Source organism: Ideonella paludis (assembly GCF_018069865.1).
In the GTDB taxonomy this organism is placed as follows: Bacteria; Pseudomonadota; Gammaproteobacteria; order Burkholderiales; family Burkholderiaceae_C; genus Ideonella; species Ideonella paludis.
In genome coordinates this window covers 125,933-151,204 of sequence record NZ_JAGQDG010000008.1, presented here as the reverse complement: position 1 = coordinate 151,204, position 25,272 = coordinate 125,933, and the positions used below count along the sequence as shown (strand labels likewise).

General features: G+C 60.3%; 19 protein-coding genes. 2 read left to right on the top strand and 17 right to left on the bottom strand.

The window, feature by feature from the left end; translation table 11 throughout:
• Positions 1-7: 7 nt before the first annotated feature.
• From mlaE to KAK11_RS19080, 14 genes are all read right to left on the bottom strand, one after another.
• Positions 8-799, bottom strand: a complete 792-nt coding sequence (gene mlaE, locus KAK11_RS19145) for a lipid asymmetry maintenance ABC transporter permease subunit MlaE (protein ID WP_210811004.1) — start codon at positions 797-799, stop codon at positions 8-10.
• A complete protein-coding gene (locus tag KAK11_RS19140; protein ID WP_375140703.1) occupies positions 799-1,605 on the bottom strand; it encodes an ABC transporter ATP-binding protein in 807 nt (268 codons plus the stop codon). The genes mlaE and KAK11_RS19140 overlap by 1 nt, the downstream gene beginning before the upstream one ends.
• Before the next feature lie 160 nt (positions 1,606-1,765).
• The gene (locus tag KAK11_RS19135) at positions 1,766-3,232 is read right to left on the bottom strand and encodes a glutamate synthase subunit beta (RefSeq protein WP_210811002.1); all 1,467 of its coding nucleotides are present in this window, start codon (positions 3,230-3,232) and stop codon (positions 1,766-1,768) included.
• Positions 3,233-3,261: 29 nt separating this feature from the next.
• Positions 3,262-8,001, bottom strand: coding sequence for a glutamate synthase-related protein (locus tag KAK11_RS19130; protein WP_210811001.1), 4,740 nt, complete (start codon positions 7,999-8,001; stop codon positions 3,262-3,264).
• 172 nt (positions 8,002-8,173) lie between these two features.
• The gene (locus KAK11_RS19125; protein ID WP_210811000.1) at positions 8,174-8,872 is read right to left on the bottom strand and encodes a transposase; all 699 of its coding nucleotides are present in this window, start codon (positions 8,870-8,872) and stop codon (positions 8,174-8,176) included.
• A 6-nt stretch (positions 8,873-8,878) separates the two neighbouring features.
• Entirely contained in the window at positions 8,879-10,045 is a 1,167-nt protein-coding gene (locus KAK11_RS19120) for a deoxyguanosinetriphosphate triphosphohydrolase (RefSeq protein WP_210811168.1), read from the bottom strand.
• Positions 10,046-10,058: 13 nt separating this feature from the next.
• A complete protein-coding gene (gene aroB / locus KAK11_RS19115; RefSeq protein ID WP_210810998.1) occupies positions 10,059-11,165 on the bottom strand; it encodes a 3-dehydroquinate synthase in 1,107 nt (368 codons plus the stop codon).
• 37 nt (positions 11,166-11,202) lie between these two features.
• Positions 11,203-11,769, bottom strand: a complete 567-nt coding sequence (locus KAK11_RS19110) for a shikimate kinase (protein WP_310737840.1) — start codon at positions 11,767-11,769, stop codon at positions 11,203-11,205.
• The gene (locus KAK11_RS19105; protein WP_210810997.1) at positions 11,757-14,768 is read right to left on the bottom strand and encodes a beta strand repeat-containing protein; all 3,012 of its coding nucleotides are present in this window, start codon (positions 14,766-14,768) and stop codon (positions 11,757-11,759) included. Before KAK11_RS19105 ends, KAK11_RS19110 begins: the two co-directional genes overlap by 13 nt.
• A 25-nt stretch (positions 14,769-14,793) precedes the next feature.
• Positions 14,794-16,974: a type IV pilus secretin PilQ gene (locus KAK11_RS19100; RefSeq protein WP_210810996.1), complete on the bottom strand. Its 2,181-nt coding sequence runs from the start codon at positions 16,972-16,974 to the stop codon at positions 14,794-14,796.
• Positions 16,971-17,501 carry a pilus assembly protein PilP gene (locus tag KAK11_RS19095; RefSeq protein ID WP_246499159.1) on the bottom strand — a complete coding sequence of 177 codons (531 nt, stop codon included), beginning with the start codon at positions 17,499-17,501 and terminating at the stop codon, positions 16,971-16,973. Before KAK11_RS19095 ends, KAK11_RS19100 begins: the two co-directional genes overlap by 4 nt.
• Entirely contained in the window at positions 17,498-18,181 is a 684-nt protein-coding gene (locus tag KAK11_RS19090) for a type IV pilus inner membrane component PilO (protein WP_210810995.1), read from the bottom strand. The genes KAK11_RS19095 and KAK11_RS19090 overlap by 4 nt, the downstream gene beginning before the upstream one ends.
• 8 nt (positions 18,182-18,189) lie before the next feature.
• Positions 18,190-18,810, bottom strand: a complete 621-nt coding sequence (locus KAK11_RS19085) for a PilN domain-containing protein (protein WP_210810993.1) — start codon at positions 18,808-18,810, stop codon at positions 18,190-18,192.
• Positions 18,807-19,844: a pilus assembly protein PilM gene (locus KAK11_RS19080; protein ID WP_210810992.1), complete on the bottom strand. Its 1,038-nt coding sequence runs from the start codon at positions 19,842-19,844 to the stop codon at positions 18,807-18,809. Before KAK11_RS19080 ends, KAK11_RS19085 begins: the two co-directional genes overlap by 4 nt.
• 401 nt (positions 19,845-20,245) lie before the next feature.
• On the opposite strand from KAK11_RS19080, the gene KAK11_RS19075 reads away from it, so the two are divergent.
• Positions 20,246-22,528 carry a penicillin-binding protein 1A gene (locus KAK11_RS19075; RefSeq protein ID WP_246499158.1) on the top strand — a complete coding sequence of 761 codons (2,283 nt, stop codon included), beginning with the start codon at positions 20,246-20,248 and terminating at the stop codon, positions 22,526-22,528.
• A gap of 78 nt (positions 22,529-22,606) precedes the next feature.
• Here KAK11_RS19075 and cyaY read toward each other — a convergent pair whose 3' ends face one another.
• Entirely contained in the window at positions 22,607-22,966 is a 360-nt protein-coding gene (cyaY, locus tag KAK11_RS19070) for an iron donor protein CyaY (protein WP_375140702.1), read from the bottom strand.
• Positions 22,967-22,984: 18 nt separating this feature from the next.
• On the opposite strand from cyaY, the gene lptM reads away from it, so the two are divergent.
• Positions 22,985-23,212: an LPS translocon maturation chaperone LptM gene (gene lptM / locus KAK11_RS22320; RefSeq protein ID WP_375140701.1), complete on the top strand. Its 228-nt coding sequence runs from the start codon at positions 22,985-22,987 to the stop codon at positions 23,210-23,212.
• Positions 23,213-23,299: 87 nt separating this feature from the next.
• Here lptM and KAK11_RS19065 read toward each other — a convergent pair whose 3' ends face one another.
• Positions 23,300-24,292 (bottom strand): ABC transporter ATP-binding protein, encoded by a 993-nt coding sequence (locus KAK11_RS19065; protein WP_210810990.1) that lies wholly within the window; start codon positions 24,290-24,292, stop codon positions 23,300-23,302.
• Entirely contained in the window at positions 24,289-25,269 is a 981-nt protein-coding gene (locus tag KAK11_RS19060) for an ABC transporter ATP-binding protein (RefSeq protein ID WP_210810989.1), read from the bottom strand. Before KAK11_RS19060 ends, KAK11_RS19065 begins: the two co-directional genes overlap by 4 nt.
• Positions 25,270-25,272 lie beyond the last annotated feature (3 nt).

Below are 25,272 nucleotides of genomic sequence, written 5' to 3'. Positions count from 1 at the left end.
CTCCCCATCACGGCGTGGCGAACATCATGGCTGTCAGGACAAAGTCCATGGCCAAAACGCCCAACGAAGCTGTCACCACCGTGCGGGTGGTGGCATGCGCCACGCCTTCCGGAGTAGCCTGTGTCTCGTAGCCTTGGTACAAGGCCACCACCGTACAGATCACCCCAAACACAAACGATTTGACAACACCGTTGCCCACATCGCGCCAAACATCCACCCGCGACTGCATGATGGACCAGAAGTTGCCCGAATCAACCCCAATGAGCCAGACCGCGACCACGTAGGCCCCGAGAATGCCCACGGCCGAAAACAAGACGGCCAAGATCGGCATCGAGATCACGCCGCCAATGAAACGCGGCGCCAACACCCGGGCACGCGGATCAATGGCCATCAACTCCATCGCGGCCAATTGCTCGCCGGCCTTCATCAAGCCGATCTCAGCCGTCAGGGAGGTGCCCGCGCGGCCCGCAAACAGCAGGGCGGTGACGACGGGGCCCAACTCTCGGACCAGCGCGAGGTTCACGATGAGGCCGAGAGACTCCGCCGCACCGTAGGTGACCAATGCGTAATACATCTGCAGGGCCAGCACAAAACCGACGGCCATGCCCGAGGCCACGATGATGAGCAGCGAGCGGTTGCCAATGGCATGGACCTGCGCCACCACCAAACCAAAGCGCTTGAGTGCCTGTGGCGTATGGCGCAGCAAGTCCGCGAAGAAAAATGCCGCGTGGCCCAAGGCTTGCAACCAGCGCAACACGACGGCGCCCATGGAGGCCACGCCCGAATGGATGGGAGTCATCAGCCGAGCACTCCCAAGTCTTGCGCCATGGGCGGCGCGGGGTAGTGGAAGCGCACCGGGCCATCAGGCTCACCGCGAATGAACTGACGCACCTCGGGGTCGGTAGAAGCGGCCAGTTGATCAGGCGTGCCATGCGCCACGACCTTGCCGCCCGAGGACATCAGGTAAGCGTAGTCGGCAATCGCAAAGCACTCCTGCACGTCGTGCGAGACCATCAGCGAGGTGGCGCCCGTCGTGTCATTCAGCTTGCGAATGAGGTTGGCCGTGATGCCCATGGAGATCGGGTCCAAGCCAGCAAAGGGCTCGTCATACATGATGACTTCAGGGTCCATCACCGACGCGCGGGCCAGGGCAATGCGACGCGCCATACCGCCCGAGACTTGGCTGATGCGCAGCGGCGCCGCGCCCCGCAAACCCACCGCATTGAGCTTCATCAGCACGATGTCGCGGATCAGAGACTCCGGCAGATCGGTATGCTCCCTCAGGGGGAAGGCAACGTTCTCAAACACCGTGAGGTCGGTGAACAAGGCGCCGAACTGGAACAGCATGCCCAGGCGGCGTCGAATGCGATAGAGCTGGGCTTTGTTACGCGGGTCGATGAGCTCGCCGTCAAACACCACCCGACCCTGGTTGGCCGCATACACCCCACCGATGAGACGCAGCAAGGTGGTCTTGCCGCAGCCAGACCCCCCCAAAATAGCCGTCAACTGGCCACGACGAAAGCTCAAGGACACATCGTTGAGGATCGTGCGGCTGGCGTCATAACCAAAGGTGACGTGGTCGAATTCGATGAGAGTCTGGGACATGGGATTCAGGGCTAACCCTTGCATTGTCTCATGCAGGGTTAGCGGATCCCTCCCCGCGTTTGAGTGAGACAAATCCGCCACAAGCCCCCGTGAATTTTCCGCGAAGCATTGTGGAGACACGCCTGGGCAACGTTCCCACGCCGCCCAGGCTCACTCATCTTCAGCGCGGCAGGTTGCTGCTGCCTTGCAGGAACTCATCGACAGCGCGAGCGGCTTGGCGGCCTTCGCGGATGGCCCACACCACCAAGGACTGTCCGCGGCGAACGTCGCCCGCCGCAAACACTTTGTCGACATTGGTCTTGTAGCCGCCCACCAGATCAACGCTGGCGCGGGCATTGCCGCGCGCGTCTTTGTCCACACCAAAGGCTTCCAGCAGCGTGGCGACAGGGTTCACAAACCCCATGGCCAGCAAGGCCATATCAGCCTTGAGCACTTGCTCCGAGCCCGGCACTTCGGTCATCTTGCCGCCTTGCCATTCCAGGCGCACCGTCTTGACGCCGGTGAGCTTGCCCTTCTCGCCCAAGAACTCCTTGGTGGCGATGGCGAACTCGCGCTGGCAGCCTTCTTCGTGGCTGGACGAGGTGCGCAGCTTGATGGGCCAATACGGCCAGGTCAGCGGGCGGTCCTCGACTTCCGGCGGCATGGGCATCAGCTCAAACTGCACCACGCTGGCCGCGCCATGGCGGTTGCTGGTGCCCACGCAATCGGAGCCGGTGTCACCACCGCCAATGACGACCACATGCTTGCCGTCTGCGCGCAATTGGCCCTTGAGCTTGTCGCCCGCATTGACCTTGTTCTGCTGCGGCAAAAACTCCATCGCAAAGTGCACGCCGTCCAGGTCGCGGCCGGGCACGGGCAGGTCGCGGCTTTGCTCAGCCCCGCCTGCCAGCAAGACGGCGTCGAACTCAGACTTGAGTTGCTCAGCGCTCACCGATTCTTTGGCCCAATTCGTGACCTTGGAGCCCTTGGGCATCTCACCGACCAGCACCGAGGTGCGGAAGACCACGCCTTCGGCTTCCATTTGCTTGACGCGACGGTCGATGTGCGACTTCTCCATCTTGAAGTCGGGAATGCCGTAGCGCAGCAAGCCCCCCACGCGGTCGTTCTTCTCGAACACCGTCACCGAGTGACCGGCCCGCGCCAACTGCTGTGCCGCAGCCAAGCCAGCCGGGCCCGAACCCACGATGGCCACGGTCTTGCCGGTCTTGTGCGCAGAGGGCTGCGGCTTGACCCAGCCTTCGTCCCAGGCGCGGTCAATGATGGCGTGCTCGATGGACTTGATGCCCACGGCATCCGCATTGACGTTCAGGGTGCAGGCGGCCTCGCAGGGCGCGGGGCAGATGCGGCCGGTGAACTCAGGGAAATTGTTGGTGCTGTGCAGCACGTGAATAGCGTTCTGCCAGTCACCGCGATAGACCAAGTCATTGAAGTCGGGGATGACGTTGTTGACCGGGCAGCCGTTGTTGCAAAACGGTGTGCCGCAGTCCATGCAACGTGCGGCCTGCACCTTGGACTCCTCGGGCTTGAGCCCGATCACAAACTCTTTGTAGTTCTTCAGACGCTTGGCAGTGGGCTCATAGCCTTCTTCCAGTCGCTCATATTCCATGAAGCCAGTAACTTTTCCCATGATGGCTCTACTTTCAATCTCTGAAGGGGTTACTTCGCAGCGGCCGTCGCGCCGCTCTTGGCCTTGGCCACCACAGTGCTGGCTTGCGCACGGGCGTGGATCTCGCCCAGGGCACGCTTGTACTCATGCGGGAAGACCTTGACGAACTTGGCCCGTGAATCGGCCCAGTGGTCGAGGATGTCGCGCGCACGCAGCGAGCCGGTCCAGCGGTGGTGGTCCTCCACCAACTTCTTAAGCATGGCTTCGTCCGTTTGGCCCTTGTGCCAGATGGCAGGGTCCACCGAGGCTTCCTGCTCATCGCGCGGCAAAACCTTTTCCAGGGCCACCTGCGCTGTGTTGCAGCGCTTGGCAAAGAGGCCGTCTTCGTCATAGACATAGGCCACGCCGCCGGACATGCCGGCCGCGAAGTTGCGGCCCGTCTTGCCCAGCACCACCACGGTGCCGCCAGTCATGTACTCGCAGCCATGGTCGCCAGTACCTTCCACCACCGCCGTGGCGCCCGACATGCGCACGCCAAAGCGCTCGCCTGCCACGCCGCGGAAGAAGGCTTCACCGCTGGTCGCACCGATCAAGGCCGTGTTGCCGACGATGATGTTGCGGTTGGCGTCGCCTCGGAACTCGATGCTGGGGCGCACCACCACGCGGCCACCCGACAAGCCCTTGCCGGTGTAGTCGTTGGCTTCGCCGATCAGGTAGAGCGTGATGCCCTGCGCCAAGAAGGACGCGAAGCTTTGGCCGCCCGTGCCTTCCATTTGAATGAACAGGGTGTGGTCGGGCAGGCCTTCGGGGCGATGGCGGATCAGCTCGCCCGACAGCATGGCGCCAACCGAGCGGTTGACGTTGCGCGCATCGTCCATGAACTGGACCTTCTCGCCCTTTTCAATCGCTGCGCGGCTCTTCTCGATCAGCTTCTTGTCCAGTGCCTTGTCCAGACCGTGGTCCTGGCTTTCGGTGTGGAAGCGCGGCACGCCGGCCGGCACTTGCGGCATGTGGAAGACGCGGCTGAAGTCCAAGCCCTTGGCCTTCCAATGGCTGATGGCTTTGCGGGTGTCGAGCAGGTCGGCGCGGCCAATCAGGTCATCGAACTTGCGGATGCCCAACTGAGCCATGATCTGGCGCGCTTCTTCAGCCACGAAGAAGAAGTAGTTCACCACGTGCTCGGGCTTGCCCGAGAACTTCTGGCGCAGCACCGGGTCTTGCGTGGCCACGCCCACCGGGCAGGTGTTGAGGTGGCACTTGCGCATCATGATGCAGCCCTCGACCACCAGCGGCGCGGTGGCGAAGCCGAACTCATCGGCGCCCAACAGCGCGCCAATCACCACGTCGCGGCCGGTCTTGATTTGGCCGTCGGTCTGCACACGCACACGGCCGCGCAAACGGTTGAGCACCAGGGTTTGCTGGGTCTCCGCCAAGCCCAGCTCCCAGGGGGTGCCGCAATGCTTGATGGACGACCAGGGCGAGGCGCCCGTGCCGCCGTCATGGCCAGCGATCACGATGTGATCGGCCTTGCACTTGGCCACGCCGGCTGCAATGGTGCCCACCCCCACTTCAGACACCAGCTTCACGCTGATGTCGGAGCGCGGATTCACGTTCTTCAAGTCGTGAATGAGCTGTGCCAGGTCTTCAATCGAATAGATGTCGTGGTGCGGTGGCGGGCTGATCAGACCCACACCCGGCACCGAGTGACGCAGCTTGCCGATGTACTCCGACACCTTGCCGCCGGGCAATTGGCCGCCCTCACCCGGCTTGGCGCCTTGGGCCATCTTGATCTGAATCTGATCGGCCGAGACCAGGTATTCGGTGGTCACACCAAAGCGACCAGACGCCACCTGCTTGATCTTGGAGCGCAGGCTGTCGCCGGCTTGCATCTCGTAGTCGGTTTCGATGACCGACTTGCCGACCACGTCCGACACCTTGGTGCCTTGGGTGATGGGGATGCCCTTCAGCTCATTGCGGTAGCGGGCCGGGTCTTCACCGCCCTCGCCCGTGTTGCTCTTGCCACCGATGCGGTTCATGGCCAAGGCCAGGGTGCTGTGCGCTTCGGTAGAGATGGAGCCCAGTGACATGGCGCCGGTGGCAAAGCGCTTGACGATCTCCTTGGCGGATTCGACCTCGTCCAGCGGAATGGCCTTGCTGGGGTCGATCTTGAACTCGAACAGGCCGCGCAAGGTCAGGTGACGCTTGCTTTGGTCGTTGATGATCTGGGCGTATTCCTTGTAGGTGTCGAACTTGCCCGAGCGCGTGCTGTGCTGCAGCTTGGCAATCGCGTCCGGCGTCCACATATGCTCTTCGCCACGGGCGCGCCAGGCGTATTCACCGCCGGTCTCCAGCATGCTGTCCAGCAGCGGGTCGTCACCAAAGGCAGCGCGGTGGTTGCGCAGCGCTTCTTCGGCCACTTCAAACACACCAATGCCTTCGACTTGCGTGGCGGTGCCCCGGAAGTACTTGGACACCATGTCCTTGTTCAGACCAATGGCCTCGAACAGCTGCGCACCGCAGTAAGACATATAGGTGGACACGCCCATCTTGGACATGATCTTGGAGAGGCCCTTGCCGATGGCCTTGATGTAGTTGTAGATGGCCTTCTCGGTGGAGAGGTCGGCGGGCAGGTCGGCGTGCAGATTGGCCAGGGTTTCCAAGGCCAAGTAGGGGTGAACGGCTTCAGCGCCGTAGCCTGCCAAGACGGCGAAGTGATGCACTTCGCGCGCTGAGCCTGTCTCCACCACCAAGCCTGCCGTGGTGCGCAGGCCCTCACGGACCAGGTGGTGGTGAATGGCGGAGAGCGCCAGCAGCGCCGGGATGGCCACATTGGCGCGGTCCATCTGGCGGTCGCTGATGATCAGGATGTTGTGGCCGCTCTTGAGGGCGTCCACGGCTTCTGCGCACAGCGAGGCCAGCTTGGCTTCGACGCCCGCCTTGCCCCAGTTCAGCGGGTAGGTGATGTTGAGCGTGTAGGACTTGAACTTGCCGTTGGTGTGGGCCGCGATGCCGCGAATGCGGGCCATGTCGGCGAAGTCCAGCACGGGCTGGGTCACTTCCAAGCGCATGGGCGGGTTGACTGCGTTGATGTCCAGCAGATTGGGCTTGGGGCCAATAAAGCTGTTGAGCGACATCACGATGGCCTCGCGGATCGGGTCGATCGGCGGGTTGGTGACCTGGGCGAACAACTGCTTGAAGTAGTTGTAGAGCGGCTTGTTCTTGTCGGACAGCACCGCCAAGGGGCTGTCGTTGCCCATGGAGCCGATGCCTTCTTCGCCGTTGATGGCCATGGGCGCCATCAGGAATTTGATGTCTTCCTGGGTGTAGCCAAAGGCTTGCTGGCGGTCCAACAGGCTTTCGGTGGCGGCGGGCACTTCGGCCTCTCCAGCAGGAATCTCGTCCAAGCGAACTCGGACGTTATCGATCCATTGACGATAGGGACGTGCGGAAGCGTATTGGTTCTTCAGCTCTTCGTCGTCGACGATTCGGCCTTGTTCCAGGTCGATCAGGAACATCTTGCCGGGCTGCAGGCGCCACTTCTTGACGATCTTGTTCTCGGGAATGGGCAGGACGCCAGACTCTGAGGCCATGACGACCAAGTCATCATCGGTCACGATGTAGCGGGCGGGGCGCAGGCCATTGCGGTCCAGAGTGGCGCCAATCTGCTTGCCGTCGGTGAAGACCATCGCAGCCGGGCCGTCCCAGGGCTCCATCATGGAGGCGTGGTACTCATAGAACGCGCGGCGACGCTCGTCCATCATCTCGTGCTGCTCCCAGGCCTCTGGGATCATCATCATGGCCGCATGCGCCAGCGGGTAGCCGCTCATGGTGAGCAGCTCCAGCGCGTTATCAAAGGTAGCGGTGTCGGACTGGCCTTCAAAACTGATGGGGTAGAGCTTCTTCAGGTCGTCACCCAAGACGGGTGACTTCATCACGCCTTCACGGGCGCGCATCCAATTGAAGTTGCCCTTGACGGTGTTGATTTCGCCGTTGTGCGCCACCATGCGGTAAGGGTGGGCCAGGGGCCACTCGGGGAAGGTGTTGGTGGAGAAGCGCTGGTGCACCAAGGCCAGGGCCGAGACGGTGCGGGGGTCTTGCAGGTCTTTGAAGTATTTGCCGACTTGGTCGGCCAGCAGCAAGCCCTTGTAGATGATGGTGCGACAGCTCATGCTGGGCACGTAGTACTCGCGGCTGTGCGTCAGCTTCAAGGCCTGGATGGCCGCCGATGCGGTCTTGCGGATCACGTAAAGCTTGCGCTCCAGCGCATCCGGGACGATGACGTCAGCGCCCCGGCCAATAAAGACTTGGCGGATCACCGGCTCGGTGGTGCGCACCGTGGGGCTCATGGGCATGTCGCGGTCGACAGGCACATCGCGCCAGCCCAAGAGCACCTGGCCTTCAGCCTTGATGGCGCGCTCCATCTCTTGCTCGCAGGCTAGGCGCGACGCGTGTTCTTTGGGCAAGAAGATCATGCCCACGCCGTATTCACCCGGCGGTGGCAAGGTGACGCCTTGGGCGGCCATTTCGGCCCGGAAATAGTCGTCTGGGATCTGGATCAGGATGCCCGCGCCGTCGCCCATCAGTGCATCGGCCCCGACCGCACCGCGGTGGTCCAAGTTTTCCAGGATCTTCAGACCCTGCTCGACGATGCCGTGCGCCTTCTGGCCTTTGATGTGGGCCACGAAGCCGACGCCGCAGGCGTCATGCTCGTTGGCAGGGTCGTAGAGACCGCCTTGGGCCGAAAGTTCGAGTTCTTGACGGGTCGTGAGGCCCGATGCTGCCGTGCTCATGGCGCATTCCTTGATCAGAGCTAGGGATGCCGCGAGATTAGGCCAAACCCGGAGACAGCTCAAGAACTAACAAATAGGGTCAGAGTCAATTTATTCGATAGACAACAGGTCGCGCCATTTATTTGGGGACAGAGTGGTTCAGCTTGGTGCCCCAAAGCCCCATGTCAGTGCTCTAGGCGGTCTTGCGTGGCCGCCCCCTGGGGCGGGGCGTGACGGAGCGGGCCAGCTGCTGGGCGACGCGCTGCTCGAATTCCGGCCCACCGAGCGGGCGCCCCCCCAGAAGGGCAGCCTCGATGCGCCTGAGCTCACGGTCGCTAGGGCCTTGATCCCACCACTGTTTGTAGGCGGCTTCGCGCTCGAAGGGGGTGTTGCCCAGGGACCAAAAGGCGGCATGGGAGGTGACCGCCGGGTGGGTTTGGCGGCCCAGGTGGTGGTCCAGACTGCTCCAGATCGGTCCCGTCGCCAAGTCGCTGGGGTCGTGGGGGGCATGCAAACCAGCGGCGGCTTCGACGTAGCGAAGCACGCTGAGGACTTCAGCAGGCTGCTCAACAAGCGCCGACCGAAAGCGACCCTCCCAGGGCGTGCCACGGCGCTGGTGGCGCTGGTTGTACCAGGCGACATAGCGGCGGCCGAGTGTTTGCATGGCGCGGCCCAGCGCTGTGTCGGTAGACGGCGTCAGCAACAGCAGCGCCTGCCCCGGCGTCAGCGCGTAGGCATGTAGAAGCACCTGATGCTGCCGACAGGCCTCACGCAGATCGGCGATGTAGCGTGCGGCGTCCTCACTGTCGTGAAACACCGGCGCCAAGCCATGACCGCGCTGTGCCACCAAGTGCGGCTCATGGGCGAGGCTGATCCGGGCTTGGCGCGCCATGGTGTCTCAAGCGCCTGGGAGCAGGTCGCGACCGGTCAGGCGCCGATGCTCACGGATGGCGAAGCGGTCCGTCATGCCCGCGATGTAATCTGCCACGCCGCGGAGGTCGGAGTTTGGTTTTTGAAATTCTTCGGGCATCAACGCCGGATCGTTGGCATAGACCGCAAACAGCTCAGTCAACGCCTGTTTGGCCGCCGCCGTGGTTTCCATGACTTTGGGGTGGCGGTAGAGTGACTTGAAGAGGAAGCGCTTCAATTCTGTGTTGCGCGCTCGCATGGCCTCACTGAAACCGATCTGGCTGGGCAGACGACGGGCCGCCCAGGCATCAGCGGGCTGGTTGCTGCCCAACCGTGCTTGGGTTTCTGCGATCAAGTCGTAGATTTGTTCTGACAGCACACGGCGAATGATCTCGGCGAGCAAGCGTCGCGGCTGCTGGCGGCTGAGGCCAGGGTGGTCGCGCTCCACTTCGTCCCAGGTGTGCTGCAGCAGGGGCACCTCACGCAGCTGTTGGAGGTCCAGCAGGCCTGAACGCACACCGTCGTCGGCGTCATGGGCGTTGTAAGCCACTTCATCCGCGAGGTTGGTGAGTTGTGCCTCTAGGCTGGGCTGTGTGCCATCCAGAAAGCGACGGCCAACGCCGTCGGGTTCTTTGAGTTCAAGCTGCTGCGCCAAAGCGAGCGGGCAGCGTTTCAAAATGCCTTCGCGCGTTTCAAAGCACAGGTTGAGTCCATCCCAGAGGGGATATCGCTTCTCAAGGCTGTCCACAACACGCAAGCTCTGCAGATTGTGCTCAAAGCCACCATGCTGGGCCATGCAGTCATTCAGAGCATCTTGCCCTGCATGACCGAAAGGTGTGTGGCCAAGGTCGTGCGCCAGCGCAATGGCCTCCACCAGGTCCTCGTTCAAGCCCAAACAACGTGCGACTGAGCGGCCTAATTGAGCCACTTCCAAAGAGTGCGTGAGGCGGGTTCTGAAAAGGTCGCCCTCATGGTTCAAAAAAACTTGGGTCTTGTAGACCAAGCGCCTGAACGCGGAGCTGTGGATGATGCGGTCGCGATCACGCTGGAACGCATTGCGGGTGGGTGCATCTGGTTCAGCGATGCGACGCCCCCGAGAGGAGGCGGGCGCCGAAGCCCAAGCGGCAAGGGGCGCTGCGTGGGGCACCGTCTGCATCGGCTTGCTGGCGTCAGAGAGGCGCACAGGTTCGCGCCAACACCTGGCTGACGGTTTCATCGTCAGCAGCGCGCATCACAGCTTTACCCAATCCTTCCAGGACCACAAAGCGGATCGCGCCGTTTTCAGCTTTTTTGTCCACGCGCATATGCCGCAGGTAGTCCTGCGCGGGCCACGCTGGCCCAACCACCGGCAAGCCAGCGCGCTGGATCAAGGCTCTCATGCGGTTGACGTCACTCGCCTCCAGGATCCCCAATGCGCGCGACAACTCCGCCGCCATGACCATGCCGCAGCCCACCGCCTCCCCGTGCAGCCAGACGCCATAGCCCATGCCGGCCTCAATGGCGTGGCCAAAGGTGTGGCCGAAGTTCAGAATGGCGCGCAGACCCGACTCGCGCTCATCTTGACCCACCACTTCGGCCTTGATTTGGCAGGAGCGCACGACCGCATGACGCAATGCAGCCAGGTCACGCGCCACCAAGTCTTCCATGTGAGCGTCTAACCAGCTGAGGAACGACGTATCAAAAATTGGCCCGTACTTGATCACTTCAGCAAGGCCGGCGGCCACCTCTCTCTGTGGCAATGAAGCCAGCAAAGACAGGTCGCACACCACACGCTCGGGCTGATAGAAGGAGCCGATCATGTTCTTGCCCAAGGGGTGATTCACCGCTGTCTTGCCCCCCACTGACGAGTCTACTTGCGCCAGCAGCGTGGTGGGCACCTGCACAAAGGGCACGCCCCGCATATAGCAAGCTGCGGCAAAGCCAGTCATGTCGCCGATCACCCCGCCCCCCAGCGCAAACAGCACGGTCTTGCGGTCGCACTCTTCACGCAGCAGGGCATCAAAGATCAGTTGCAGCGTCTGCCAATCTTTGTGGGCTTCGCCGTCAGGCAGCGTGACGACATGAACGGCGGCGTAATGGGCTTGGAGTTGGTCCACCAATCGCTGGGCATACAGTGGCCCAACCGTGGTGTTGGTCACGATGACGGCGGACTTGGCGCGGGGCAGCCCCTGCCATGTCTGTGGGTCATCGAGAAGCTGTGCGCCGACGCGCACGGTGTAGCTGCGTTCGCCCAGCTCGATGCGGACGTCTTCGAAGGGGAGTGAGGCTTGCGACATGGCGACAAGTGTATGTCGCCAATTTGGCCCAAGGCTTTCAGCCGCTTTGGCCTAGGCTGGGCTCTGAGGAGCTTGCTGAATCCAGCCATCCCGCCATCTCCACCTGCATGGCGATCAGATTGACCAAGGTCGCTAGGGAGTGGCGCCCTGTGTCGATGACAAACTCAGCCGCCTCGCGATAAAACGGATCTCGCTGCGCATAGAGATCGCGCAAACGCTTCAGCGGGTCCGCGACCTGCAACAGTGGCCGCTTAGTGTCGTGGCGCAAGCGGCGCATCAGCTCTTCGGGAGTGCTGCGCAGATAGATCACATGATTGCCGGCAGCCCGCAGCGCTTGGCGATTGGCAGGACGCAACACCGCGCCCCCACCTGTCGCGAGCATCAGGCCTCCACCAGCGGTGAGTCGAGCAATGACCCGCTCCTCCACAAGCCGAAAAGCCTCTTCACCCTCTCGGTCGAAGAAGCTTCGGATGCTCTCTCCGAGCTCAGACTCGATTTCCGAGTCTGAGTCCAGAAAGCGCAGGCCCAATGAGCGAGCCAACTGTCTCCCGACAGTGGACTTGCCGCAGCCGGGCATGCCGACCAGGGAGATTACCGAGCGCACTGCGTGAGGGCGGCGTCCTTGAACACGGGAACGGGGACGCTGGTTGTCACACCCTTGGGCGTCTTCGTGGTGACAAACACCGTGCCAGCCGTTGTCGTTTGGTCGAACCCAACAGAGATACCAATGGCCGTTGCATCCGATGTACTAACCACCGGCGTGCCACCCAAGACCTTGACCGACAAACCATCCGTGGCGGTCACAGAAACCTCTGTACCAGCTGGCATGGGGTTCAAGCGGTTGGGGTTGCTATCAGCCAAAAGCAGGGTCATGGCGCCTGCGGCTGAGAAGATGCCGGTGTTCACCCGATAGAAGGTGGAGGTAGTGACGCCGTCGCTGGACGACACGATAGATCGAGTAGCGCAGCTACTATCAAGCGTGCCAGCTAAGCCCAGCGGATTGCCGACGCCGCCACGGAAGATGTAGACCTCAGGCGACGAGGTCGACAGGATGGTTTCCGTCGCACGGCGCACAAAGTTTCGACCCAATGTCTTGTCGCAGCGCGTACCAATGGACGGGATCGAGGCGTTGCTCGGCAGCAGGGGGTTGGTATTCAGCACGCAGTTTTCTGTCGAGTTGGCGAAGCTGATGGTTTGGTCGACCGCAGAGTCATAGGTGGTGACGAAACGCCGGCTGATAAAGAGATCGCCTAGATCTTGGAAGGGTTCTGCGCTGCTACCACCGTCCCAGACGTTGTTGCCATTCAGGTCGAGGAAGGACTCTTCGCCCAGGGCATAAGCCAAGACGGTAATTCGACCATCCGCAGGCCGTGGTTCAGACGATTGGAAGGTGGCCGTCGCGCTGGACAGACCTTGAACAGACTTCGTAAAGGCTTGAGACGCAATTTGGCCGCCACCTTCAGTGACGAAGTTAATGGCCGTGTCGTCTGGCACTGGATTACCGAGCCGATCAGAAGCGATGATGGTGTAGCTGTTGGTCGTGCCGTCGTAGTTCCAGCCTTCGATATTGATCGTCCTCTGTGCCAGAGAGAAGTTCTGCTGGGCTGGAAGTCCCACTGCGATGCTGAGGCCGCTCGATACGGTATTCACGCTGGTGTTGCTGCTCAGTTCAGCACGCACACGCACGGGGGTAGGTACCGTCCCGGCCACCACACGGCCAGACACCTGACCGTTGCTGTCGCTGTTGCGAGGTATCCCTGCTCCTTCCAGCGTCACACCGCCCGTCGCATTCACCAAGCTCAGCGTGACCGGCACATTGGGCAGCGGGTTACCGGAGCTGTCACGCACCTGGAAGGTCACCGTCGAAGACTCAGCAAATCCGGAGCCTTTCAGGTAGATCACTGAGGGCGACGCGGAGACATAGGCCAAGCTGGATGCCGCAGGCTTGCCAATCGGTATCTGGATCGATTTGGACTCAGTGGAGCCCACCACAGAGATCGTCACCGTGTCGTTATTCGAGTTCACACCGCACTGGTTGTCCTTCAGCACGAAGGACCCGCTTCCAATGGACGTGGTGAGCAGGGCTGGCAGCAAAGTGGCCTTGCCAGTTGCCGCACACTGGGACACCGCTTGAAGGGTGACGGGCACACCAGGCAATGTTCCAGACAAAACCACATCGATATTGGTCTGGCCGTAAGGGCCAATGCCCGCCGGTGAGTCACTCGTGAGGGACTGAATCTGGATAGGAATGGCGATGACGGAGAAGCCAGCCTTGGCAGAGACGTCCACACCGTTAACCTGCGCGCTAGCCAGCACGTAATCAGCGCCCGCGGTGGTGGAAGTCGCTGGGCTCAGCTGAACTTGGGCTTTGCCAGATGCGTCGGTCAAAGCGCTGTTGGCATTGAATCGGCCCAAGCCCTTTTCGCTGCTGAACGTCACCACCGCATTCGGAACCGCCACACCCTTGGCATCCAACAGAGTGACGCTGATGGTGGACGGTGCGGCATTCGAGACCGTAGTGCTGCTGAGCGCCACCGCTACAGAAGCAGTGCCAGCGCTGAAGCCATCCACAACGGTGACGGTGCCGGTACCGGTCTTTGTGCCGCTGGTGGCCGTCAAAGTGATCACCCGAGGTGTGGTGTTTGAACCCATGCCCAGAGTCACTGTCAAAGTACCGGCCGCACTTGTGGTGGCCGCCCCCGCCGTCACAACCCCCCCTTGGTCCGCCCGCACCGTCACCGGCGCTCCGGACACTGGAAGATTGTTGGCATTGACCGCTTGCACAGTGACTTCAACAGGCGCTGGCGCCTTGTTCGAAATCGTGGAAGTTGCAGCGGTCACACGCAGCTCAGCCACGGCCGCCGAGGGAGAACCTTCAACCACCGAAACCACCGCACTCTTGGCGATAGCGCCACTGATGGCCGTCACGGTCATAGTCCGCACTGCACGGTTGTCGCCCAACTCAAGGTTGCCCGTGAGGATGCCGGAGCCATCGGTTTTGGCGGCAGCGGCCGTGATCAAGCCTCCATTGGCAACGCTCAGCGTCACCGGCGCGTTGGAAACCACTTGATTGGATGCATTGACAGCCGTTACCGTCACAGCGACGGGAGCCGGAGCGCTGGCGTCAATGGAGGCGCTGCTGAGTGCGACGCGCAGATCACTGACTGGCGAGGAGGGGCCACCTTCAACAACAGCCACTGAGGCTTGCTTGCTGACAGTGCCGCTGACTGCGGTGATGGTCATCACGCGCACAGACTTGTTGGTGCCAGCATTCAAAGTAGCCGTCAAGACACCGGAGGCGTCCGTCTTGGACGCGCCCGCCAAAATGTTGCCCTCTTGATCGACCGAGACCGTCACCAGCGCATCGGCCACGGCCTGATTGGCCGCGTTGACAGCCGTCACTGTGACGGTGACCGGCGAAGGCGACGTCAGGTCGATGGTGTTGGACGATAAAGCGATGCGCAACTCGCTGACTTTTGCCGTGCTACCACCGTCGCCGGAGCAGCCGATCACACAATCACCAGCGTCACTGCCACCGCCGCCGCAGGCCGTGAGCAACGCCACCATCAAGCCGAGGACCACGCCCCATAACGAACGAATCATTTCTCTACTCCTGGGGTTCTTTTATTCAGCGCGCGGACGAGCGATCCGTGACGACTTTGGGGGTCAGGAAGACCAGCAATTCGTTGCGACGATCGCTGCGGATGGTGCTCTTGAACAAATTGCCCACATAAGGAATGTCACCCAGGAGCGGCACCTTGGTGACTTCGGTACTCTCATCTTGGGTGTAGATACCACCGATGACGACCGTACCGCCATTCTCGACAAGCACCTGAGTTTTCACGTGCTTGGTGTTAATGGCAGGACCAGCGGCCGTTGACACGCCACGACTGTCCTTGTTGATGTCCACATCGAGAATCACATTTCCTTCAGGCGTGATCTGGGGCGTAACCTCCAGCTTCAAACTGGCCTTCTTGAACTGAATCGATGTGGCGCCGCTAGAGGTGGCAACCTGGTAAGGCAACTCTTCACCCTGCTCGATCACGGCTTTGACTTGGTCTGCGGTGACGACACGCGGGCTGGAGACAATCTTGCCCTTGTTGTCGGCTTCGAGCGCTGACAACTCCAAGTTCAGGAAACGGTTAGCCGTTGCGCTAAACAGCGACAGAGCGAAGGTCGCAGGAGAAGCCGACGAATAGGCACCACCTGAAGCAGGCATATTGACGAACTGAGTGTCGTTGTAGAGGAAGTCCGAGGACTTGACCTGCAAGGTCTGACCGCCCACAGCGTTGTAGTTGCCGCCAATGGTGACGTTGTTGCCGCCACCTAAGCCGTAGCCTGGCACGCCACCACGCAAGCCGCGGAAGTCAGAGGAACCCAGCTTCACGCCCAATGAGCGGCCGAACGTATCGTCAGCCTCAACAATCCGGGCCTCAATCAGCACCTGACGCACGGGCACGTCAATCTTGCTGACCATCATGGCCACCTCTTCAAGCTTGGCGGGGATGTCGGACACAAACAATTGGTTGGTCCGAGATTCAGCCAGCACCGAGCCACGCGGAGAGAGGATGCGCACCGCAGAGTTGCCCAAACCAGCGCCACCCGCGCTGCTCTGCCCCATCAAGGCCTTGCCCACGTCTTCTGCTTTGGAATAGTTGAGCTGGAAGGATTGGGTCCGAACAGGCTCGAGGTCAGAGATCTTCTTCTTGGCCTCGAGGTCAACCTGTTCTTTCGTCGCCAATTCTTCCTTGGGCGCAATCCACAGCACATTGCCTGACTTGCGCATGCCCAAGCCCTTGGCTTGAAGAATGATGTCGAGAGCCTGATCCCAAGGGACATCCTTCAGGCGCAGCGTCACATTGCCCGTGACAGAGTCGCTTGTCACCACATTGAAGTTGGTGAAATCAGCCACGACTTGCAACAGGGACCGAACTTCGATGTTCTGGAAATTCAGCGACAGCTTCTCACCTTGATAGCCAGCGCCTTGCGTCACCTTGTTGGGATCCATGCGGACCGGGCGAACTTCCAACACGAATTGGTTATCAGTCTGATAAGCGCTGTGCTCCCACGCACCGCGAGGCTCCACAATCATGCGGACGCGGTCACCACTTTGCGTGGTGGAAACAGTCTGGACCGGCGAGCCGAAGTCCGACACATCCAGACGACGACGGAGCTTTTCTGGGAGATTCGAGCGCTGAAACTCGACCACCAAGTTCTGGCCTTGCTGCTTCAGGTCAACGCCAACTTGGGAACTGCCCAAGCCCACAATGACACGTCCCGCACCGTCCGGGCCACGGCGGAAGTCGATGTCACGAATGGCCTGCTGATCTACGTTTTGCGACGGAGCAAACGTTGACGTTGAGGTCGAAGCGATTGCCGGCGCTGCCGCGCCTGCTGAGGCAGCCTGCTCCAGCAGCACCACCAACATATTGCCTTGAATCTCTGTGCGATAGCCAGATGCCTGACGCAAATTCAAGACCAAGCGCGTCCGCTCACCAGCGCTAGCCACATTGACGCTGCGTACATTTCCTTGGTTGAGATCGACAGAGCCGCGCCCCAAGCCGTTCACGACACCAGGGAGGTCAATCGCTACCCGAGGTGGAGATTGAACGGCAAAGCCCGCCGGCAGAGCCGAAAGCGCCTCACTCATCTCAATGCGCACCACCTCGCCACTGGACTGCTGAGCACCCGTGATCGACCGAATGGTGTTTTGAGCCATCACACACACGGGTGTGATCATGCCCAAAGTGAGGGCCAGAACGCCCGTTTGCCAACTCCGCATCTTGTGAAACTCCAACCCGTTATTCATCGCGCATTCTCCTGAAGTTGGAGGGTGCTTGTGCGCTCGATCCACTCACCTGCCGAGTCCTGCACAATCTCTCGTAGCGTGAGATCGGTTTCCCCGATCTTCGTGACTCGGCCATAGTTCTGGCCTAAATACTCACCCTGCTTCACGTAATAGAGCAGGTTTTCAACCTTGACCAAGGCATGAGGTCTGCCTTGCTTCACCACACTGCCGACCATGGTCATGCTGTCCAAGGGATAAGCCTCTAAAGGATCCTTCCTGCGACGCATTTCACTTTCGAGCAAGCTGCTGGATTGACGTTGATCCAACTTCGCTCCGGCACTCAACTTTTGATTGCTGAAGGGATCAATCTCTCCGGCCACCAAGTAGGGCTCAGGAACGAATTTCTTGGGCGCCGCAATGGGCTGCACACTGGGCTTAGAGGACGCCTTTTCTTGGTCGAGCCATTGCTGCAGTTCTTGTTGTTCGCCACTGCAAGCCGCCAAGACGGCCGCCAGAGAAATCAAACTTATCTTCAGTGCGCGCATCATGGCTTAGCCTTCACTGCATTGCGCTTCACCTCGGCCACTTCTGCGGGGTCGAGGTATCGGTAAGTACGAGCCATCGCCTCCATCGACAAGGCACCGCCTGAAGCATCCTTGGTGGCCGGCACGACGACGAGATTGTGCAGCGTGACAATCCGCGACAAATTGGCGATGTCGCCCGCGAAAGCCCCGACATCGTGGTACTTTCCGGTCACTTTGATAGCAATCGGCAATTCAGCGTAGTAGTCTTTGATGACCACTTGCCCAGGCTTGAAAGACTCGAATTGGAGCCCTCGCCCCAATCCCGCCTGGTTGATATCGGAAAGCAGAGCGTCCATTTCCGCTTTGCCGGGCAATTGGCGCTCCAGTTGGGTCACGTACTCTTGAACCTGCTGCTTTTGCTTTGTCAATTCGCTGAGATTGATGGCTTGAGCAAGCTTGTTCTTGTAGTCCGCCTTGAGGGCTGGCTCACGATCCAATTCGGCTTGCAATTCGGCGTCTGCATCACTGAGCACCAAAATCCAACCCACAAACAAGACGGCCAATGCCGTTGCAACCCAGGCAGCAACCTTTGGAATCAAGGGCCACTGGCCGGGCTCGCGCGGATTGAGTTCCCTGAATTGCGCTGACAGCCCTTCAAGCGAGGCGCCCAAGTCAATATTCAATTTAGAAGATTTTGTTGCCATGACTCGCCTCAGGCTCCCTTGCCGGTCGCCGGATTCTTGGGTGCAGATGCGCCACTGGCGGCCCCAAGGATCGATTGCGGACGCTTGATCGTCAAGCGCATGGAAAAGTCAAACAGCCTTCTGGGGTCGCGGCCTTGAGTCGGTGCCGCCTTAATCTCAATCAGCTCTGGGCGCTCCAACCAAGCCGAGTTGTAGGCAGTATTGCGCAGCATCTCGGACACGCGTTCGTTGGTCTGGGACATCCCCGTGACCGTGACAATGTTGTCCGCCTGCCTGATCGAGGTGAGATAAACACCCTCCGGTGTCTGTTTCACCAACTCGTTCATCAGGTACACAGGAACGTTTCGGTCAGTCTGCAAATCTTCAACCGCCTGTTGCCTGGCCTTCAAACCGTCAATATCGCTCTTTAAAGAAGCAATGTCTTTGATTTGAGCATCCAGGGTTTTTATCTCTGCAGAAAGAAACCGGTTTCTGGCCTGCTGGGACGATGAGAGCTGTTGAATAACCGCATACCACACCACCACTAACGCCATGCCCACCAAACCGGCCAGCGCCAAAGCTGAAAAGAACGCACGCTTGCGTTCTTGCCGTTTGACTTCTCTATGGGGAAGCAGGTTGATCAAAATCACTGCACAAATCTCCGCATGGCCAGTCCGCAGGCCGTCAGATAAGACGGAGCCTCACGGCGCAGCTTGGCTTCTCGAACCGAAGAGCCCAGCTTCATATTTTCAAAGGGATTGACCACTTTGGAGGCAAAACCAGTAACCTCCTTCACCTTCTCCCGCAGACCCGGCATGGATGCGGCGCCACCCGCCAGCATCACATAGTGAACCTTGTGGTGCGGCGTACTGGTGAAAAAGTATTGCAGCGCACGACCAATCTCGTGCGCCAAACTATCCACAAAAGGTGTGAGCAGCGTGACTTCGTAATCCTCTGGCAAATCACCGCTGATTTTCTTTTGCTCGGCCTCTTCGTACGAAAAACCGTATTGGCGAGAAATCAATTGCGTCAGTTGAGAGCCGCCGAAAGACTGGTCGCGATCGTAGAGCATCTCGTCTTCGCGCAACACTTTGAGGCTGGTGGTGTCGGCACCGATTTCAAACAGCGCCACAAGAGCGTCTTTCCCCTGTTCGGGTAGAGCCGCAATGATGCGCCCAATGGCCAGACGAGAGGCGTGCGACTCAATGTCCAACACCGTTGGCGTCAAACCAGCCGCTTCAGCCAGACCTTGGCGATCCTGGACGCGGTCTTTTCTGGAGGCTGCGATCAAGACATCGACATCGCCAGGAGAGGTGGCGTTGGGGCCGATGACACAGAAATCTAGACTCACTTCGTCCAGCGAAAACGGAATGTATTGGTGGGCTTCTGACTCCACCTGCATCTCCATTTCCTCTTCCCGCAAGCCGTCAGGAAGCACGATTTTCTTGGTGATAACGGCCGATTGAGGCATCGCCATGACCACTTGCCGGGTGCGCGTTCCGCTTCGGCTGACGACTCGGCGGACCGCATCGGCGACCTCGTCAAATTTCTCAATTTGGCCGTCGACGATCCACCCCTTCTCAAAGGGTTCACTGGCCAAACGCTCAAGCACCATCTCCCCAGAGGCAGATCGACTCAACTCCACCAGCTTGACGCTGGAGGAGCTGATGTCCAACCCGATCATCTGAGGATGTCCACGGCCTAGCAGGCGATCAAGAAAACCCACGCGACAAGGCTCCAAAGACGCCGCGAAGCGCGACGCAAGTTAAGAAATCACTTCAATCGTATCAGCAAGACCATTGAGAGACCACTGAAATACAGGGGTCCTTCCGTCTTTGCCGTTGTCATTCAAACACGCATTGGCTTGAGAAGAGCCTCAGGTTACAAGAGGTTGCACCAAGTTCCACAACGGGAGTGCGGACTTTGCGAAATGCATCACAGCCTATCGGCCGGGCTGAATGGCGCTTCCTATAATCAGGCACACCCGCCAAGGTCCCCATGAGCGCCATCGATTCAGAACAAGAAGCCACTTCACCTCGCCGCGAGGGTCCCGCCCTTGGGCTGTTTGGACACCTCCTGAGGTTTATGGGGAGACTCCTCGGCCTTGCGCTGGCCCTGGTGGTGATGGTGATTATTTGCGCAGGCTTGGCTTTGGCAGTGGCGTATCCCAACCTGCCCGAACTCAGCTCTGTCACAGACTATCAGCCGAAGCTGCCCTTGCGCATCTATTCCGCAGACGGCTTGCTGTTAGGCGAGTACGGGGACGAACGCCGTCGCTTTACTCCCATTCATGAGATTCCCAAAGTCATGCAAGAGGCGGTCTTGTCCATTGAGGACTCCCGCTTCTATGAACACAGCGGTGTCGACTACTTGGGCGTGATCCGCGCGGGCGTCGCACAGTTTGGGTCCATGGGAAGTCAAGGCGCATCGACGATCACCATGCAGGTGGCGCGAAACTTTTACCTGTCCACGGAAAAGACGGTCACCCGAAAGCTTTATGAAGTCTTGTTGGCCTTGAAAATCGAAAGCCAACTGACAAAGCCACAGATTTTGGAGCTCTACATGAACCAGATCTATCTGGGTCAGAGAGCTCATGGCTTTGCGGCGGCCAGCGAGATTTATTTTGGAAAACCTCTTAAAGATATCTCGATTGCCGAAGCAGCCATGTTGGCTGGCCTGCCGAAAGCGCCTTCAGCCTATAACCCGATCGCCAACCCTAAGCGTGCCACGCTGAGGCAGCAATACATCATCGATCGGATGCTGGAGAACCGCTTCATCAGCCCAGAGCAACATGCTCAAGCCAAAGCGGAAGTCTTGAAGTACAAAGAGCCGACCAACGTCCCTGTGCACGCTGAGTACGTGGCCGAGGCCGCGCGTCAACTGGTGTTCGGCCAGTACGGCGCAGAAACCTACACGCGGGGGCTTCAGGTTTACTTGACCGTCAACTCTGGCGATCAAATGGCCGCCTACCGGGCGCTCCGCAAGGGCCTGATGGATTACGAGCGCCGGCAGGCCTATCGCGGTCCGTCGGCTTATGCCGCGCTGCCCGCCGATAGCAAGGCTTTGGATCAGCGCATTGCGGAGGTTCTGGCCGAGCATCCTGACAACGATGAATTGAAGGCGGCGCTGGTGTTGGAAGCCTCCCCGCGCAAAGTCGTCGCAGCCCTCCCCTCCGGCGAGCAAGTGACCATGACGGGCGACGGATTGAAGGCTGCAACATCTGGCTTGAGTGCCAACGCAGACCCCAAGATACAAATCCGGCGCGGCGCAGTCATTCGAGTCATCAAGAATGCGAAGGGTGATTGGTTCATTACCCAGCAGCCAGAGGTCGAAGGTGCATTTGTCGCGGTTGAACCGCAGACGGGTGCCATTCGCGCCTTGGTGGGCGGATTTGACTTTGCCAAGAACAAGTTCAACCACGTCACCCAAGCCTGGCGACAACCCGGCTCCAGCTTCAAGCCCTTTATCTACTCTGCTGCATTAGAAAAGGGTTTTACACCGGCCACCGTGGTTAACGACGCGCCCTTGTTCTTTGACGCTGGCAGCACAGGCAGCCAACCCTGGGAGCCCAAAAACTATGACGGTCACTTTGACGGGCCCATGTCTTTGCGACGCGCCCTCGCCAAGTCCAAGAACATGGTCTCGATCCGCGTGTTGCAGGCCGTGGGCGTTAATCCGGCTCGTGACTGGATCGCTCGCTTTGGGTTCGACCGCGACAAGCATGACCCCTACTTGACCATGGCGCTGGGCGCTGGCTCGGTCACTCCGATGCAAATGGCGACGGGTTACGCGGTGTTTGCTAACGGCGGCTACCGCGTCAACCCCGTCTTGATCGCCCGCATTACCGACAGCCGCGGCAAGCCGCTTCATGAGGCCAGCTTTGCGCCGCCAGATGAGAGCCAGCGCGTGATCGATGCACGCAATGCCTTTGTGATGAGCAGCCTCTTGCAAGAGGTCACCCGCTCCGGCACCGCTGCGCGCGCTCAAGCCACACTCAAGCGCAATGATGTATTCGGCAAAACGGGTACGACCAATGACTCGATGGACGCTTGGTTCGCGGGCTACCACCCCTCATTGGCAGCGATTGTCTGGATCGGCTACGACAACCCACGCAAGCTGGGTGATCGCGAAACCGGTGGCGGCCTGTCGCTGCCGGTGTGGATCGACTTCATGAGCCATGCGCTGAAAAACACACCCATCGTAGAGATGACGCCGGCCGAGGGCGTAGTGAATGTCGGTGGAGAGTGGTACTACGAGGAGTACAGCCCCGGCAGAGGTGTGAGCAGCGTGGGCTTGGAGGATGCCGCCGCAGTGCCTCAGGCACCGTCTGATGAGGAAAAGAAGAGCATTCTTGATCTCTTCCGCTGAGTCTGGCGGATGCAAGCCTCGTCGGGCTTGCCCCTGGTCGAAGCAGCCACGCTGGTTGGCAGCTCAGTAACTGCGTCCTTAGGCGGCGGTCGCATCCATTGCAAAGCGCAAAGGCATGCCGGCTTGCTGACTGGCGTGGTGCGACAGGCAATGCATCAAACCTTGCCCATCTCGGGTGTCCACCCACTGACCCTCACTCCAACGGAAGTGAAAACCTCCGCCACGTGCGGCCAGCCACAGCTCCTTCAGAGGCGGCTGTGTGTTGAGAATGATTTTGCTGCCATTGGGAAAGGCCAATTCCAGCAAGCCACCGCTGCGGTGCGTGTCCACATCAATCACATCTTGATCGAGCCAGGCATCGCACTGCTTTTCAACGGCGGACAAGGTCGCATGGGCGTATCGCTGATAGTCGGCGTCACTCAATTCAGGCGTGGTCATGGTCAGTAGAATCCGGCAATGCATATCGATCAAAGCCGAAGTGTAGTGGTGCCCTCGCACAGCCCCTTACCGAACGGGGGCTTCCAGTGCCGGCCGCGCCCGGCACGGCTGTGGAGCCGGGTGGCGGCGGTAGGCCTGTTGGTCGGTCTCTTGCAAGCGTGTGGGCAACGCGGGCCGCTGGTGATGCCCGCCCCCACCCCGTCAGCATCACCAGCATCGGCCGCATCAGCGGCCCCTGCACGCTGATGCCCCAGCGGCCTCTCAGTGAGGCTTGAGTGCTTGTCGCCAAGCACACACAGCGCTAACGGTGGGTAGAAGCCTGCGGCAACACGTTCAAAGGCGCCCTTCTTCGACAGCGTGGCAAGACACGCGAATGCCGCCGATGGTGCGAAGCTCTGGACGCTCCGAGGAGCACCGCGCATTGGCGTGGGGGCAGCGTGGGTGAAAGGCGCATCCCGTGGGCGGATTGAGCGGATTGGGCACTTCCCCTTGCACCGGCGTGCGCGCCCGCCCCGTCATTTGAATGTCGGGAATGGCATCCAGCAACATGCGCGTGTAGGGGTGGCGCGGCGCCTCAAACAACTGCCGCTTCGGCGCCTGCTCAACCAAACGCCCCAAGTACATCACACCGACTTCATCGGCCACATGGCGAACGACAGCCAAGTTGTGGGAGATGAACAAGTAAGTCAGACCCCGTTCGCGCTGCAAGTCTTTCATGATGTTCAAGACTTGCGCCTGCACCGAGACATCGAGCGCCGAAGTCGGCTCGTCGCAGACCAAGAACTCAGGCTGGGTGGCCAGCGCGCGGGCAATGGAGATGCGCTGACGCTGTCCACCCGAAAACTGATGCGGAAACTTCTGCACATCAGCAGCAGCCAAGCCCACCGATTGAAGAAGGTCCGCCACCTTGTCTTCAATGCCGCCCGCGTCGCTGATCAAGCCATGCTCGCGCAAAGGCTCCCCCACGATGTCACGCACGCGCCAACGGGGATTCAGGCTGGCATACGGATCTTGGAAGATCATCTGCATGCGTTTGCGCAACGCCCGTGCTCGTGGGGACTTCAGCACCGCGGCGGTGTCCTCGCCATCAAAGCGCACCTCACCAGCCGTCGGCCCATACAAGCCCACGAGCAGACGAGCCACAGTGCTCTTGCCGCAGCCCGACTCGCCGACCAGCGCCAATGTCTTGCCACGCTCAATCTCGAAACTCACGCCATCTACGGCGTGGACAAACTGGCGAGGCTTGCCCTCCACCACACGGTTCAACCAAGGCGCTGACACGTCAAACACCTTGCTCAGGCCTTTGACCTCGACCAATGCTGTCATGACGCGACTTCCTGATTATTTTCGTTAAGCCAGCAAGCAGCCTGGGTCGCTCCTGCGGACATGAGATTCGGACGCTCTTCGCAGCAACGCTGAAACACCTTTTCGCAGCGTGGATTGAAAGCGCAACCTGAGGGAATCGCATTCAGGCGGGGCATCGCGCCATCGATCTGGAGCAATCGCTCGCGGTCGTCATCCATGGCCGGAATAGAGCCCATCAGCCCTTGGGTATAAGGGTGAGCAGGATGGTGGATGACGGCCTGCACCGGCCCGACCTCAACCACACGGCCGGCATACATCACTGCCACGCGGTCGCAAGTCTCGGCAATCACGCCCATGTCGTGGGTCACCAGCATCACGGCCGCACCCTTGTCTTTGGCCAGGCGACGCAACAGCGCAATGATCTGCGCCTGAATGGACACATCCAAAGCAGTGGTCGGCTCGTCAGCCACGATCAAGCGTGGCTCAGCGGCCAGCGCCAGCGCTATCACCACCCGCTGGCGCATTCCGCCGGAGAACTGATGGGGGAATTGGTCTACCCGCGCCTCGGGGGCGGGTATGCCGGTTTGGCGCAGCAGGTCGATGGCACGCTCGCGGGCCTCGCTGGCCGACAGCGGCAAATGCGTCTGAATGGTCTCGATCAACTGCCGCCCCACCGTATAGAGCGGATTGAGTGAGGTCAGCGGATCTTGAAAAATAGCGCCAATGTGACGACCACGAATCTTGCGCATCTCGTCATAAGGCAGGTTGTCGATACGACGACCATCGAGACGAATCTCACCGTCGGCTACTCGGCCAGGTGGCTCCAGCAGGCCAATGATGGCGGCCCCAGTCAGGGACTTGCCCGCACCCGACTCACCCACCACCCCCAGGATTTCGCCCGGCGCGATGTCAAAAGAGACGTCATCTAGGGCCAGCAAGGTGCCATGGCGCGTGGGGAACTCCACCCGCAGGTGCTTCACTTCCAGTAACGCAGTCATGGC